Annotated in this window: 12 protein-coding genes; 8 read left to right on the top strand and 4 right to left on the bottom strand. The window is 57.3% G+C overall.

The genetic code is table 11. The features are described from left to right. The first annotated feature begins 100 nt into the window (after nt 1-100). The 3 genes from ACGY09_RS10325 to ACGY09_RS10315 all read left to right on the top strand — a co-directional run bounded on the left by ACGY09_RS10325 (nt 101) and on the right by ACGY09_RS10315 (nt 5,384). Nucleotides 101-568 carry a MarR family winged helix-turn-helix transcriptional regulator gene (locus ACGY09_RS10325; protein WP_397571480.1) on the top strand — a complete coding sequence of 156 codons (468 nt, stop codon included), beginning with the start codon at nt 101-103 and terminating at the stop codon, nt 566-568. Nucleotides 569-607: 39 nt separating this feature from the next. Then, a complete protein-coding gene (locus ACGY09_RS10320) occupies nt 608-2,047 on the top strand; it encodes an efflux RND transporter periplasmic adaptor subunit (RefSeq protein ID WP_397571479.1) in 1,440 nt (479 codons plus the stop codon). Nucleotides 2,048-2,258: 211 nt separating this feature from the next. Then, nucleotides 2,259-5,384 carry an efflux RND transporter permease subunit gene (locus tag ACGY09_RS10315; RefSeq protein ID WP_397571478.1) on the top strand — a complete coding sequence of 1,042 codons (3,126 nt, stop codon included), beginning with the start codon at nt 2,259-2,261 and terminating at the stop codon, nt 5,382-5,384. A gap of 112 nt (nt 5,385-5,496) precedes the next feature. On the opposite strand, the gene dps is transcribed toward ACGY09_RS10315, so the two are convergent. The 3 genes from dps to ACGY09_RS10300 form a co-directional block, all read right to left on the bottom strand. After that, nucleotides 5,497-6,027: a DNA starvation/stationary phase protection protein Dps gene (gene dps / locus ACGY09_RS10310; RefSeq protein WP_375314958.1), complete on the bottom strand. Its 531-nt coding sequence runs from the start codon at nt 6,025-6,027 to the stop codon at nt 5,497-5,499. A gap of 25 nt (nt 6,028-6,052) precedes the next feature. Continuing rightward, on the bottom strand, nt 6,053-6,895 hold the full coding sequence (locus ACGY09_RS10305) for an alpha/beta fold hydrolase (protein ID WP_373650350.1): 843 nt from the start codon (nt 6,893-6,895) through the stop codon (nt 6,053-6,055). A gap of 618 nt (nt 6,896-7,513) precedes the next feature. Further along, nucleotides 7,514-8,767, bottom strand: coding sequence for a TIGR00300 family protein (locus tag ACGY09_RS10300; RefSeq protein WP_397571477.1), 1,254 nt, complete (start codon nt 8,765-8,767; stop codon nt 7,514-7,516). 341 nt (nt 8,768-9,108) lie between these two features. On the opposite strand from ACGY09_RS10300, the gene ACGY09_RS10295 reads away from it, so the two are divergent. The 5 genes from ACGY09_RS10295 (at nt 9,109) to ACGY09_RS10275 (ending at nt 14,554) form a co-directional block, all read left to right on the top strand. Next, complete coding sequence (locus ACGY09_RS10295) at nt 9,109-10,164, top strand: type II secretion system F family protein (RefSeq protein WP_397571476.1); 1,056 nt, start codon at nt 9,109-9,111, stop codon at nt 10,162-10,164. Further along, nucleotides 10,161-10,679 (top strand): hypothetical protein, encoded by a 519-nt coding sequence (locus ACGY09_RS10290; protein ID WP_373650354.1) that lies wholly within the window; start codon nt 10,161-10,163, stop codon nt 10,677-10,679. Before ACGY09_RS10295 ends, ACGY09_RS10290 begins: the two co-directional genes overlap by 4 nt. A 160-nt stretch (nt 10,680-10,839) precedes the next feature. Continuing rightward, nucleotides 10,840-11,988 (top strand): DNA-processing protein DprA, encoded by a 1,149-nt coding sequence (gene dprA, locus ACGY09_RS10285; protein ID WP_373650355.1) that lies wholly within the window; start codon nt 10,840-10,842, stop codon nt 11,986-11,988. A gap of 274 nt (nt 11,989-12,262) precedes the next feature. Next, a complete protein-coding gene (locus ACGY09_RS10280) occupies nt 12,263-13,321 on the top strand; it encodes a hypothetical protein (protein ID WP_397571475.1) in 1,059 nt (352 codons plus the stop codon). 18 nt (nt 13,322-13,339) lie between these two features. Then, a complete protein-coding gene (locus tag ACGY09_RS10275; RefSeq protein ID WP_397571474.1) occupies nt 13,340-14,554 on the top strand; it encodes an NPCBM/NEW2 domain-containing protein in 1,215 nt (404 codons plus the stop codon). Nucleotides 14,555-14,569: 15 nt separating this feature from the next. Here the strand turns inward: ACGY09_RS10275 and ruvC are convergent, their stop codons facing one another. Beyond that, nucleotides 14,570-15,121, bottom strand: coding sequence for a crossover junction endodeoxyribonuclease RuvC (gene ruvC / locus ACGY09_RS10270; protein ID WP_373650358.1), 552 nt, complete (start codon nt 15,119-15,121; stop codon nt 14,570-14,572). Nucleotides 15,122-15,587: the final 466 nt, after the last annotated feature.

Raw genomic sequence — 15,587 nt, 5'->3', positions numbered from 1 at the left:
TGTCGCAGTGGACAGGACCATCTTGACACAAAAAGCCGAATGCCCGGATATTGCGGTCAGTAAATAGTTCCATGATCGAATAATTCGCCAATGAGTTGTGATGAAGACAATCGATGATCGCGCTGTGGATCTGCAAGTCGTCGTCCAGGACATCCTGAAGCAATTTCAGTGTGTGAACGCGACTGTTGCAAATGGCCCTCACACCGAACTTCACGTTCAGGAACTGAGGGTCATCGAGCTGCTGGGGCAGGAAGGCCCCCAGATGATGCGCGAAATCGCGGAATACCTGAATCTCGCGGTGAATTCCGTCACGAGTATTGCGGACAACCTGGAACTGAAGGGGCTGGCTTGCCGCCTTCGCTCCGATGCTGACCGGCGAGTCGTCAAGATCGAGCTGACCCCGACCGGCCGGCAGATGTACAAATCGCTGACGGACACCAATTTGCGATTACTTCGAGGAATGCTCGGTGCGCTGACCGAGGACGAGCAGGAAATCTTTATGGTCCTGTTCCGGAAAATTGCCCGTGCAGGGCGACTTCAGGTCCAACTGTTGGCGGGCCACGACTGAACTCGCCCTGAGATTTATTAAGGTAATAAGGACGCCGCTATGGGTCAGGTTCTACTCCACCCCACTTCGAAAGACCCGGGTCGCATGGATGCGGCCGAGCCCGAGTCTTCCCCTGCTACGGCGTCCCCTGCGCCCCACCCCGCTCCCCAGACCCCATTCCTGCGAAAGCTTGCAGGATTCTTGCTGACCTGCTGTGCTTTTGTTGCGGGCTGGTACGTAGCCAACATGCAGGCAAACCAGCATCCCAAAGAAACGTTACCCTCTCACACGCTCGCACAGGAACGTGATCTGCAGGAGGTTGTGGTCACTGCGGAACCTGTCGCGATTCGTTCGGTTCAGCGATCCGTGGAAGCATTTGGAACGTTGTACGGTTTCGAGGAAGTTTCGATCTCTGCCCGTGTCGAAGGTCGCGTGCGCCAGGTACTGCATGATGTGGCCGACGAAGTGAAACCGTCCGAGCGTCTGCTCGAAATCGATTCCACTGACTATGAACTTGCTGTTCAGCAGGCCGAGCGAGCTCTGCATGTTGAACTCGCCAAACTGGGCTTGAAGGAATCTCCTCTGAAGTCGTTTGACCTCGGCCGAATTCCTTTCGTCGCGAAGGCTCGGTCCATCATGGAGCATGCCAAGGCGCGTAACGACCGGATCAGCCGACTGGCGGCCTCAAAAACGGTCAGCGCGGAAGACTCCGAGAATGCGGCCAGCGAATATCGGACAGCTCAAGCGGAGTACGAAAACCAGATCCTGCAGGCGGAAATGGATCTGGCGACGATCCAGTTAAAACTGGTCGGACTGGATGTCGCCCGTGAGCAACTGGCCAACACCAGGGTCCTGGTACCGACGCCGACGATTACCTTGCCGGGAGGTGATGACCTGACCTATGTGATTGCACAGCGATCCGTGTCGGAAGGGACACTCGTACGGCCCGGTTCGGAACTGTTCCGCCTGGTGATTAATCAGATTTTGAAACTGCGGGTTCCGGTTCCCGAACGTTACAGTGCCGATGTCAGGCTTGAGCAACCGGTGAATGTCTATACAGCCTCGTCAAGGAAGCCCATTACGGGCACGGTGACGAAAATCTATCCCACGGTCGATGCGACCACGCGGTCCTTTCAGGTCGAAATTCAGGTTCCCAACCCCAACGGGATACTGAAGCCAGGCAGTTTCGCCAAAGCAGCCATTCATACGCGGATCGACCCCGAGGCGGCGACGGTCCCGCTGACATCCGTCGTTCAATTTGCCGGGGTGACCAAGATCTTCGTGATGGAACAGGGGAAGGCCCGAGAGATTCCGGTCACGCTGGGAACGCAAACCACGGAATGGGTAGAAGTCGTTGAGCCCGAACTTCCTGCCGATGCACGGGTCATCACCAGTGGCCATACCATGCTGGCGGACCAGACTCCGGTGACAGATCGCCGCAGTATGGACGATTCCACCACGTCAGATCCGGACGGTGCGACCGACTCCAAATTGGAATAGCGGGAACGGCCACTCGCTGCTCGTGCCCTGAACAGGACGCGAAACGGCGTTGCCTGTCAGTGGGCTCTGGCGATCACCTGAATGAACGCCCTCAGAGCACTCAAGCCAGCGAGATCCTGTTCATAACCGAATCCCCAGTGGCTTGAGACGACATCACAGTCCGTTAGTGCTCAGCATCCCCTCGCAGACCGATCTACGAAAAAGAAACATTATGAATATCGCTGAGATCTGCATTCGTCGCCCTGTCTTTACCTGGGTGCTCGTGGCGATTCCGGTCGTGCTGGGGGTGGTCTCGTACTACAGCCTTGGGGTCGACCTGTTTCCGAAAGTCGACCTTTCGGCGGTTTCGATTTCCGCTCGTCTAGCGGGAGCCAGCGCCGAGGAAATTGAATCGACGGTTACCAAGCTGATCGAGGAAGCGGTCAACCAGGTTTCGGGTATTGAAGAATTGCGATCGACGACACGTGAAGGGATGGCCACGATCGCCATTCAGTTTCAACTGAGCAAAGACGGCGATGTCGCCGCACAGGAAGTTCGCGACAAGGTTTCGTCAATCCTCAATCAACTTCCCCAGGGAATGGAACCTCCCGTCATCAATCGCTTCGACCTGGATGCGGCACCCATCATGACGATCGGCGTTTCCGGGCGACGTGATGTCCGGGAAGTGACGGAGATCGCCAAAAGGCAGATTCAGGAGCAGTTGCAGACCGTCTCAGGGGTCGGTGCCGTGTTCCTTTCGGGCGCTCGAACGCGCGCGATTAACGTAATCGTCAACACAGAGAAACTTGCCGCGTTCGATCTGTCGGTTGAGGACGTTCGTCAGGCCCTGGTGACTCAGAACATGGAAGTCCCCGGCGGGATCGTCCATCAGGGCTCGCGGGAACTGGTGCTGCGAACACTGGGGCGAATGCAGACGGCTGCGCAGTTCAATCAACTGATTGTGGCCAATCGCTCAGGTCATCCGATCCGGATTCAGGACATTGGCCGGGCCGAAGATTCCGTGGAAGAACCGCGTGGACTGAGCCGACTTGACGGACAGAATGCCGTGAGCCTGTTCGTACAACGACAATCAGGAACAAATACCGTCGCCATTTCAGACGCGGTGCAGACCCGTCTCGCTCGGATCAAGCAGGCTCTGCCAGCCGACATCGAGGTCGAAATCATTCAGGACCAGGCTCGGTTCATTCGCGAGTCGATGGCCGAAGTCAACTTCCATCTGTTGCTGGCGGCCGTTCTGGTTTCAGCCACGATCCTGCTGTTTATCCGTGACTGGCGAACCACGGTGATTGCCACCATGGCGATTCCCACGTCAATTATCCCGACGTTTCTCTTTATGCACTACATGGGCTTCACGCTGAATAACATCACGATGCTGGCCCTGATTCTGGCCATCGGAATCGTGATCGATGATGCGGTGGTGGTGCATGAAAACATCTTCCGGCATATGGAAGAGTACGGGAAGGACGCATTCACGGCATCGCGCGACGGAACGCGAGAAATCGCTCTGGCCGTGCTGGCAACCAGTCTTTCGCTGGTCGTGATTTTCGTTCCGGTTGCGTTTATGGGAGGCATCGTCGGACGGTTCTTCAGCAGTTTCGGTCTGACGGTGGCGTTTGCCATTGTGATGAGTCTCTTTGTCTCGTTCACTCTCACTCCCATGTTGTGTGCCCACTTCCTGAAGCTGGAGTCGAACGAGGCAGGGCATACGCAATCGAAGGGGGGCTTCATCTATCGAACCGTTGACTACTACTACGGCCTCGTGCTCGCCTGGTCATTGCGACATCCCATCATCACGATGGCAGTCAGTCTGCTGGCTTTTCTGTCGACAATTCCGATTGCCGCTAACCTGGGGGTGAACCTCGTTCCTCGGGATGATCAGAGTGAGTTCCAGGTGTCATACATCACACCGGAAGGCTACACGCTCGAACGCTCTGATCAGGTGCTTACCGAAATCGAGCAGCGACTCAGCCAGTTACCGGGGGTTCTGCATCGATTCACCATCATCGGCCAGAACACGGGAGGATCGGGCAAGGGGCAGGGGGATGTGACTCGGGGGTCGATCTACTTCCGGATCAAGGAACTCGAAGAGCGTGAGTACACCCAGTTCGAAGTGATGGAGCGAGCCCGCGAGATTCTTCGTGACTATCCCGACCTGCGAACTGCCGTCTCGGATGTTTCGGCGATCGGGGCGACGGGACAGGATAGCCGTACGTTCCAAGTGAGTATCCAGGGACCGGACATTGATAAACTCGCCGAATACTCGTCACAATTTATTGAGCGACTTCGGCAGATTCCGGGTCTCGTCGATGTCGATTCGACGCTGGCTCTGCGAAAGCCCGAGGTGCAGGTCGAAATCGATCGTGATCGGGCCAGTGACTTGGGAATTCCCGTCCAGACCATCGCCAACAGCCTGAATGTTCTCGTCGGCGGTCAGATTGTATCCCGCTACAAAGAGGGGACTGAGCAGTACGACGTCTGGCTGCGGGCGGACCGGCCGTTCCGTGCGACTCCGCAAAGTCTGGAAAGCCTCACGATCCCCTCACCAACGGCAGGCCAGGTCCGGCTTTCGAGTCTGGCAACGCTCACGGAAGCACGGGGCCCAAGCCAGATCGATCGGTTCAACCGCCAGCGGACTGTCACGCTGCTGGCTCATCCCGACAAGGTCTCACTCAATGATGCAATTCAGCAGGCCCGGGTGATTGCCCGTGAACTCAACCTCCCGCCCGAATACGAAGTGACATTCGGCGGGCAGGCGAAGATGCTGGGCGAGACCGGTTATTACTTCATGGTGGCTCTGGGGCTGAGTGTCCTGTTCATGTACCTGATCCTGGCCGCTCAGTTCGAAAGCTGGCTCAACCCGGTCAGTATCCTGGCGGCATTGCCAGTGACGATTCCGTTTGGATTGCTGTCGCTGCTGATGTTCCGCACGCCGATGGATTTGTACGCGATGTTCGGACTGTTCATGCTGATCGGAATCGTGAAGAAGAACGGGATTCTGCAAGTCGACAAGACGAACGAATTGCGCGCCAGCGGCATGGAACGGACCGCCGCGATCATGGAAGCCAATCACACCCGGTTGCGGCCGATTCTGATGACGACCGTCATGCTGATTGCCGCCATGGTCCCGATTGCATTGGGGCGAGGTCCCGGTGCGGGAGCCCGCGCCAGCATGGCCAAGGTGATTATCGGCGGGCAATCATTCAGCCTGTTACTGGCACTGCTGGTCACGCCGGTGACCTATGCCATCATCGACAGTATCGGACAGTTACTGAGGAGGATCTATCGGCGAATCACCGCTGGGTGGTCCGTCGGGTCGATCCCGCAACCGGAACACTGAGGCACGAGCGGCAATGGCTGAGGCGTTGCCTCTCTCCCGGGAGCCGCAGTCATGCGGCCCCCGAGGTTGCAATCTGGTCGATTTCCCCAGGTCTGTGGGGAGTTTCCAGTGATTATCGCTCGGCCTGCAGGTGGGCTTCGACGAACCAGACCGACTTGTCGATGCCACGGGAGATTTCCGTGAACAGGTCCGCGGTGTCTTTATCTCCCAGTTCGTCGGCCTGGTCGATCCCCTGCCGGATCACTTTTCCGAAGGCCGCCAGTGCTGACGAGAGTGCATCGACGTGCGTTCGTCCATCGACCGCATTCAGTGGGTATTCCTGCAGCGTGCTCCGTTTGGCGACGACACGGGCGGTTCCTTCCGCGACGCCCCCCAACTGGACGGCGCGTTCTGCAATGTCATCGACGTAGTCTTCGACCTCTTCATTGATTTTGTCGAACAGCTCGTGCAGGCCGATGAAGTGAGGCCCTTTGACGTTCCAGTGCGCTTGCTTGGCCTGTGTTTGCAGGTCGATGGAGTCCGCCAATCGGGCGTTCAATAACTCGATCACTTTGACGCGGGTTGATTCAGGCAGATCGTTTTTTGTTTTGAACATGATCTTTCTCCTTTGTCGTACAGGCTTGGAATCGGTTGTGGATCTCACTTCGAGGGCGGGGAGGCCTGGACTGTTACTGCTGCTGTCGTATTTGCTTAAAGAAGGCCAGCAGATCTGCGTTGAGTTGGTCTTTGTGAGTGAAGGTCAGTCCGTGCGGAGCGCCCGGATAGACCTTCAGAGTTGATCCTTTGACCAGTTTGGCCATCTGCCGGGCGGATGCGTCGATGGGGACAATCTGGTCATCGTCACCGTGAATAATCAGTGTCGGGATGTTGATTTTCTTCAGATCTTCGGTGAAGTCGGTTTCAGAGAACGCCTTGATGCAATCGTAAGCATTCTTCAGACCCGCCTGCATCCCCTGCAGCCAGAACGCGTCGATCGTTCCTTGAGAAATGTTCGAGCCGTCACGGTTGGCTCCGTAAAACGGTGTGGTCAGATCCCGGAAGAACTGAGACCGATCTTTCAGGACTCCCTGACGGATTTCATCGAAGACTTCAAGGGGAAGGCCGCCGGGGTTCTTGTCCGTTTTCAACATCAAGGGAGGAACGGCGCCAATCAGAACGGCAGCGGCGACATGTCGGGTGCCATACCGGCCGATGTAGCGCACCACCTCGCCGCCCCCGGTCGAGTGACCGACGTGGATCACATTCTTCAGGTCGAGTGTTCGGACGATTTCTGCCAGGTCTTTGGCATAGGTGTTCATCTCATTTCCCAGCCAGGGCTGGCTGGATCGTCCGTGCCCGCGTCGGTCATGAGCGATGACGCGGTATCCTCGTTCGCTCAGGTAGAAGAGCTGTGGATCCCATGCGTCGGCACTCAGCGGCCATCCGTGACTGAAGACGACGGGTTGACCACGTCCCCAGTCCTTAAAGTAGATTCGGGTGCCATCGTCCATAGTAAGAAAGTTTGAGTGCATTCCGCATTCTCCGGTGTCTGAGACAGCTTTCTACATCCGATCACAGAATTGGATGATACTGCGGAGTTTGCACGCGTGGCAGTCCTACTCCGGTCTGGAATTTTCTCGGTCCGCTTCACAGTCGACAGGTGTTCCATGCAGAAATGGCTTGCGCCGCAGCGGAGATGTCCCGACCGTAGACGCTCGCAGCGCGAGGTACGAAACGGGGCGGATGAGCGTTGAGCCTGAGGCAATCTTCTTTCAACTTCTGCTCACCCGAGTGCACGAAGAGGCGTCAACCGGGGCTGCCTGGGTGTCTGGATCCATTCTGTTGGTATTGGTTAACTTCATCAAAAAACTTCTCGTTTCAAGGTGATGACGGCCTCAGGCGAAAGGGCCCTGTCCTTTCGACGGTCGTGGAGGTCACGACGACGTCGGGCGTCCCCTTTCTAAGCGAACAGGGTGGACACGAAGATTCGCCTCGCGCCATGGGTCCCCCAAAACAAGCCGGTGGCGTCTGTGGGACGACGTCTGACAACTGTCGGAAGGGGGGCCTTGGAGTCACGCTTCATCGATGATCAGCCCCCTCAGCCAGAGTGAGTTGCATACCGGATTGTTGGTACGCAGCAGGTGAACAGCCTAATCCTGCATCCCACCCAGTTCCTGCACCAGGACACGTAGAAATGGTTCTACATCTGTCACCAGACCCACTGACTGAAACGTACCCCGATCCGCGAGTTTGGTGACTGTCGCGGGATTAATGTCGACGCACACGGTTTTGACCCACGAGGGAAGCAAATTCCCGACGGCAATGCTATGGAGTGTCGTCGCGATCATCAGGCAGAAGGTGACTCCTTGAACCAGCTCGCGCATCCGGGTCTGAGCGACAAGCGAATCGGTAATGACATCGGGCAGGGGGCCATCGTCCCGAATGCTTCCCGCCAGCACGAACAGGATCTTGTGCTGAATGCATTCGTACATGATTCCGTTTGTCAGCACCTTTTGCTCGACAGCCTGCTGGATGCTTCCTAGTCGCCGGATCCGATTGATGGTCCTCAGGTGGTGCTCGTGACCTTCTTCGCTTCCTCCCCCGCTTTCCATCGAGATGCCCAGACTTGTTCCGTAAAAGGATTGTTCGATGTCATGTGTCGCCAGAGCGTTCCCGGCGAACAGGACATGAACGTAGCCGCGACGGATGAGCCAGCTCAGCAGTTCCCGGCTCCCCGTATGCACAACGGCGGGACCTGCAACGACCAGAATTCGTCCCTGTCCACTCGCTGCCCGGCGCATCAGTTCTGCAATTTCACGGACAGTCAGATTTTTGGGTTTTTCGCTGGAAACCGTACTGTTCATGAATCCAAACGAATGAGTCGACAGTCGGTCCCGACCGACGGGATGGACGCGTGTTCCCAGTCGTCCGACCACGATGTGGTCACCTCGTTTTACGTCCGCCATTGCCACGCAGCGGGCGGTTTCCTGCTTCGGGTCAAAACAAATTCCACAGTCCATTTCCTGTCGTTCCACAGGAATCCATTTGTTGCTCCAGCGCACTTCGGTCGGCTCGTTCGTCGTCGCGTAAAAGCCTTCGGGAAACGCCCCTTCAATATCGGCGGCGACCAGACGGATGTCGTGGTGCTGAACCGGCACCGCACCGTGCTGACCAATGGAAGTCAGGATCTGTTCGAGCGATTCCTGGGTCGGGGCCGAAACCGTGAGTCGGACGTAACTGGGGTCACGCCGGTTGTGACCAATGCGGATCTCCTGGCTTTGGTAATCTCCGCCGAGCGAGGTGATTTCGTCCAGCACTTTCGGTAAGAGCAGGCTGTCGATGATATGCCCGGCCAGCTCAACATCCTCGTGAAAGCTGGGCAAATGAGTCTGTGCGTTCATCATCGTGCTTTCCAAATCGGGGAATGGTCCTGTTACGGCAGGTCCCCTCCGAAGAGGGGTCTCGCCCGTTGCTGGTTCGTGCCCGTTCTCTGCTGCGATGTCGCTCCCGTGGACTCCCCCCCGAAAGACCAGGCCCCGTTTGTTGCGGGGCAGACTCTGTCGTGAGGGAATGACCACGATCGGTAGAATCATATCGATGAGGACAAGTCGGACGGGAAGACCTCGTGGACACAATTCTTTTCCATCCGGCGGTTTCGACTCTGGAGAAAGCGACAGAATGTCTTTAGGATAGTGTCACTCAGTTGCAGCCGGTCCCGACACCGTCGTTCAAAGAAAAGTTATCCATGACTCAATCTTCGTCGTCGCTGGATGATTTGATTCTGCTCAATCGCGAAATCGCAGCGCTGGTGAAGGCCGGAATTCCGCTGGAACTGGGGCTGAAGGGATTGGCGGGAAATGTGGGGACGCGACTGGGGGGGCTCTCGGAACGTTTGTCGAAACGCATGGCCGAAGGGACTTCGCTTCCGGATGCACTGGCTCTGGAAGGCCCGGCCGTTTCGCCCGTTTATACGGCTGTCATGGAAGCGGGGTTGTCGTCAGGCCGCCTGCCCGATGCATTGGAATCGATGGCCGCATCGGGGCAGGTCATGCAGGAGACACGTCAACGGATCCGGCTGGCGATTATTTATCCTCTGTTTTGCGGTGTCATCAGCTATGGATTGTTGGCCGGGTTTCTGACTTTCTTTCTTCCCCATTTGCTGAGGGGGATTGAAGGTCTAGGATTACCTTATCTCTGGCCGATCGAGGGTTTGAAGTTTCTGGATCAGCACAAGACGTATGTGACCCTGGTGATTCCGGCAGTCGTGCTGGCCGTGGTTGTGGTTACGGCTCTGTTACGGAAGAACGTCACCCGGGGATTATGGCAGTGGATGACCTCGTTCCGATGGGTCCCAGGCGTCGCCTCCATCCGTCAAAGTCAAAACTGGGCACAGTTCACCGAGCTTCTGGCCATGCAACTGGAACATGCGGCTCCTTTGCCGCGCGCGTTCCGCCTGGCGGCTGATTCCGTCGATCACGCAGGTTGGCACCAGGAATCACGAATGGTTTGCGAAAAGCTGGAACTAGGAATCCCGCTTCCCCTGGCGCTCGAGTCTTCCAGATTACTGCCACCCCTTGCCAGATGGATGATTTCGACGGCGGAACGGCAAGGGACACTGATTCCGACGCTCAGGCAGTTATCGGAAATGTACCGTCGTCGTGCGCTACTTCAGGCGGCCCGACTGAAGACATGGCTGCCGGTAATGATTACGATCGGGGTTACAGGGGTGATCGGTCTGGCTTACGGGCTGCTCTGTTTTATTCCCATGCGGGCACTTTTGATTGGACTCATGCAAGAATGACGGGCCGCTCTCCAGATTCACCGGGCGAGGCTGACAACAAACAAGGTCGCTCGACGGTTCCCGCATCACAACGGACAAATTCGATTTCTGGCCAGTACGTGGTGTTCGGTCTGATTCTGATTGGTTTAACGGCAACGGCGCTGCTGTTTGTCTATTGGGATCAGCAGACCAAGCCCTTCCGATCGCTGCGAGAAGCAATTGGCCGACAGTTCAGGCATGCGCGACCCAATGTCGAAGGGGGGCGTGAAAAAGGACGGGGACCGTGGACGCTGCGTGTTTCCATGACGGTCGATTTTCCCCCCGGAGAAGACTCGCAGCGCGCGACTGAGATCGTCGATCAGGTGGTCGCTCTGGCCCGGCAAAACTACGACATTTCGAAAGTCGAACGGATTGAAGTGAATCTGATCCAGTTCGTCCCGCAAGAACTCGCCAAAACGAGAAAATTTACGCGAGACCCACACGAGTCGACGCAGAAGGACAAGGGTGCTGCCGCCGAACCGGATGGGGCAACGTAAGGCCCACCAGTCCGCGACACACAGGACGGGATGAGCCTCCTCTGTCAGGCCGATTCTCCGTTTCAGGGATGCCACTCGCCCGATCCAGGGTTGACGAATTCGACGGGGATTGGCCACCATCAGACGTCAACGCGACGGAAGTTCTTCGCACGAGTGATGAATGGTCAAAGAGCTGTTCCCAGAGCCTGATGCAGACGCGCCCGATCCCGAACGTGATTTGATTGATGTGCTGAGACTCAATCTGGTTCCGGGGTTGGGACCCCGCACCTACCAGCTCTTACTGGAACGCTTTGGCTCGCCTCGTGGAATCCTCGAGGCGTCGGTGTCACAGTTGCAGTCGGTCCGAAACGTGGGTCCCCGGCTGGCGATGTCGCTCGTCACTCACGGTACCGAAGCGGCTGCACTCCAGGAACTTGAGCGAGCCCGCTCGGCGGGAGTCTCTCTCCATATTCGCGACACCCCCACTTATCCGGCAGGGCTGTGTCGAATTCCAGATCCCCCGACGCTGATCTATTGCAAGGGGACCCTTGTGGAAGCGGATGCCCTGGCGATCGGGGTGGTTGGCTCTCGACACTGCACCAGCTACGGTCGGCAGCAGACAAACCGGCTGGCACAGGCCCTCGCCCGGGTCGGTATTACCGTCGTCAGCGGGCTAGCGCGGGGAATCGACGCGGAAGCTCACAAAGGGGCACTGGAGGCGGGTGGAAGAACGATTGCAGTCTGCGCCACGGGACTGAATACCATCTATCCCCCCGAGCATCGTGAATTGTCCGAGGCGATTACGCGACAGGGATGCCTGATTACCGAATCGCCCATGGATCAGACTCCCAAATCCGGATTGTTCCCCCAGCGAAACCGGATCATCAGCGGGATGTCCCTTGGCGTCGTCCTCATTGAGGCGGGACGCAGCAGCGGTGCCCTGCACACGGCGCGGCATGCGATGGAACAGAACCGGGACGTGTTCGCAATGCCCGGTCGCGTTGATTCCGAGGCCAGCCTGGGGTGTCTCGACCTGATCCGCGACGGCGCGACACTGATCCGGGATGTGGATGACGTGCTGAACGCTCTCGGGCCGCTGGTGGCCCCGGTCAAGCGGACACCAACCGAAACGGTACGAAAACCGGCAGAATTGACACTTTCGGACCAGGAACGGCTCATTCTCAACCTGATGTCTGCCGAATCAACACCTGTTGATGAGGTCATCCGTGCGGCCAATATCGAGGCTTCTCGCGTCCTGTCGACGATCACGGTTCTCGAAATGAAACGTCTTGTCCGACGCCTTCCCGGCGGTTTTGTAGTACGGTCCTGACGCTCCGGTCGCGGTGGTTTTCGGCCTCATTCTATTCCGACCGCCTCCGTGGTCGATCAAGTGGACCGGAACGTCAAGGAGACGCGATCCGATGTTCCCGCGTTTGCTCAACTGCGGCTCAAATTTAAGGTTACGGGAATCTTCAATTCCCGGGTGGAGAGATTCTTCCCACCTATTCCCTCAACCTTCCCTGTACGGGTATACTTGGCATGTCATGCGCTACGGTCGTATGGTTGCCAGAGCTTTGTCGGGCGCGGCCCTGAACGAGGGACTTATGAGAAGACTTGCATCATGCTCAAGGGCGATCGTAAGCGGTGTTTGCCTGCTGACGTTGCTGGGCGGGGTCGCCTGGTCGGCGGCTGAAGTCTACACTCCTTCCAGTGCGGACGAAGCACGCAATCGCGTTCTCGCGTGGCTGGGTGAGCAAGGGCTTCCTGAAGCGCAACGTGACCAGGTGATGGCCATCTGGTCCGGGGTGGATGCTTCGACGAGTGCCGACCTCCTGCTGGAACGAGTCATTCAGTCGTTCGCACTCGTTCAACCCGAAGTCATGAGACTCGTTAACGAATGCAACACTCCACCGCAGAGCCCCCTGCCACCGCGGGCGGATTTTCTGATTCAATCGACACAGGGGCCATTCTTTCAGGCCAACATGAATCTGTTTTACGGTCGCCACCTCGTCGAACGCAGATTGTTCGATGAAGCCTGGGAAGTGCTGAAAAGCGTCGATCCCCGGCAAGTGGTCGATCCCTCATCGCTCTTCTTCTTCCAGGCGGTGGCTGCACAGGGGATGCTGGAACTGAAACCGGCTCTCGATGCCATTGAGCAACTGCTGACGAATACAGAACGGGTCCCGGTCCGGTATTCGGCGACTGCGACACTGATGCAGAGCGACCTAAAAGGGCTTGAGGAAAAGTCGCTGGGTGAACTGGCCCGCCTGATGGCCGATTCGGAACGCCGTCTGGACCTCGGCCGCGCCGGCGACAAAGTTCAGGGAGTTCAGGAACGGATTATCGCGAACCTTGATGAGATCATCAAAAAGGTTGAGCAACAGCAAGGTGGCGGTGGCGGAGGGGGGGGCGACGGACAGGGAGGAAACAGCAATTCTCCCGACGGGGCGGCCGATGACAGCCGTGTCAAAGGGGAGGAAGCTCCCGGTGAAACCGACAAGAAGCGATTCGAAAACAAGGGGAGCTGGGGAAATCTTCCCGAGAAAGATCTCGCCAAAGCCAAAAACGATCTCAACAAAAACTTCCCCTCAAATTACGAGCAGGCGATCGAGAAGTACACGAAGAAGCTGGCAGGTCGGGCCGCGAAGAAGAACAAGCAGTAGTACAGGAAGTCACTCACTATGCATTATGGCGTCATCCTCATTTGCCTTGCGATGAATCAGACACCGGCTGTCGAGGTCGTGACGCTGTCCGAAAAGCAGGTGAAAGGGACGATCGAATCACTCACTGCTAATGAAGTCGTGATCAAGTCGACCGAGGGAGCTGTTGTGGTTCCTGTTTCTGAATTGCTGACGATCCGGTCTTCGCAGCCTGTGGCGAACCCTGCGACTGACGGGAAATTCATCCTCAAACTGACCGATGAATCCCAACTGGGCGTTTCCTCATTCATTTCGGCGGGAAACACCGTCACGGTCGGTCACGCTGTCCTGGGTGACATTCAAATGCCGCTCACCGCCGTTTCGAGTGTCCGGTTCGCGCCTGCTGATCCCAAGGTCGATCAGGAATGGAATCAACTGCTGGAACGCAGTGTGAAAAAGGATCTCCTCGCGATTCGCAAAGGGGATGTGCTCGATCATCTCGATGGCATCATTGGATCGCTCAATGACACGACGCTTCAGTTTCAACTGGATGGCGACGACCTGTCGGTGAAGCGTGAGCGTGCCTTTGGGTTAATCTATTCCAAGCGGGACTCGACCTCGAAGAAGGCGACGGCCCGACTGGAGCTGGTGACAGGGGACCGACTGTCCGCCAGGCAGGTCGAATGGAACGGGAAGAAGTGGCGTGTTCGACTGGTCACGGGGCCTGATCTGGAAGTCGCTCCCGAGCAACTTTCGACGCTGGATTTCAGTCAGAGCAAGATCACTTACCTGTCGGACCTGGATCCTCGCAGCGTGAAATACACCCCTTATTTCAATTATCCCGGGGTGATTGTCTGGGAATATAAGAAGGATCGGGCCTTCGAGGGAAAGCCGATGTTCCTGGGCAAGGTCGAATACCGCAAAGGGCTGGCCATTCATTCGCAGACGCAGCTTCGCTTCCGTCTCGGCGGCGAGTACCGCAAGTTCCAGGCTGCCATGGGGATTGGTGATGAGATCCAGCAGGGAGATGCCAGCGTCATCGTGAAAGCCGATGAACGGGTCATCTTTAATGGTTCCGCAAAGACCCGGGTTGCCGAGGGGCCCCTGGCGGGCCAGCGTCCGGAACCGCAAAAGCTGGATCTCGACGTGACCGGCGTGGTCGAACTCGAAATCTTCGTGGGGTTCGGCAGCGAAGGTGAGGCAGTCACAGACATCGGCGACCGCGTCTACTTCGGCAACGCTCGACTCCTGCGTTGAGCGCTGGAACGCTCGTCAGTTGGAGATGATGTTCCGACAACTGTGATAGTGACACAGTGCGACAGCAAATGCGTCGGCAACATCGTTGGGTTCGAGGATCTTCTCGAGACGCAATTCATTGCGAATGGCGTGCTGAATCTGATCTTTCGAGGCTTTCCCGCTACCCGTCAGCAGCCGCTTGATCTGGGTCGCCGAATAGTGAATGACGGGGATCCCTGCTTCGGCGGCCGCGAAGAGAAGAGCCCCCCGGGCATGGGCCATCAGGATGGCCGTCTTCGGGAATTGAGGCGTCGAGAAGACCTGTTCGATTGCCAGGACTTGAGGTTTGTATTCGGCAATCACTTCTCGCAGAGACTGTCCCAGTTCCAGCACCCGCTCGGCGAGCGAAAGGTCTTTCGTCGACTGAATGACGCCCCCCTCGCGTAGAATGGGGTCGCACGTAGAACGCTCCAGAATCGCGTAGCCCGTTCGATTGAGGCCCGGGTCGACCCCCAGGACGCATTGGCCCCGTTGAATCGCGGTCACCTTCGTGGCGTTCAGTCTGGTCGCGAGGTTGGTAGCGGTCATGTGAGCTCGATTCCGCAAGCGGCCCCAATACATTGTCCGAGATCGAGCGAGTGCATCGCGGCGCTGGTGCTGGCCTGTGAGCACAGGTTCTGGCGATCGACTTCGGCCCAATCGGTCATCCTGTCGCTGTGGCGCCGTCCTGGTCGCCTCACTTTGTATCGACCCCCGTTCGTCACGGGAAGAGGGACTTCAGCGCCGGGCGTACTGATTCAGTGAACTCCTGAAATACCAACGCAATGGATCGTCGACTGTCAGAACGCTGAATCAGGCACGCTTTCGCCCAGAAAACGGGAATGACTCTGGGGTTCCGACCCGCAGGGGTGGTGGATTTTCCGCGTGGGACGGTTCCTGCAGGCTCGTCCTCGACCTTAAAGCAGGATCGATGGGGGCGTCGCGAAAGACGACAATTTCGACCCCTGGAATTTCGGGTAGCTCCCCCTTTCTGGCAAGAGTTGATAGAAATTGC

This window comes from Schlesneria sphaerica, from assembly GCF_044336245.1.
Lineage (GTDB): Bacteria > Planctomycetota > Planctomycetia > Planctomycetales > Planctomycetaceae > Schlesneria > Schlesneria sphaerica.
This window is presented reverse-complemented; position numbering and strand designations above follow the sequence as displayed.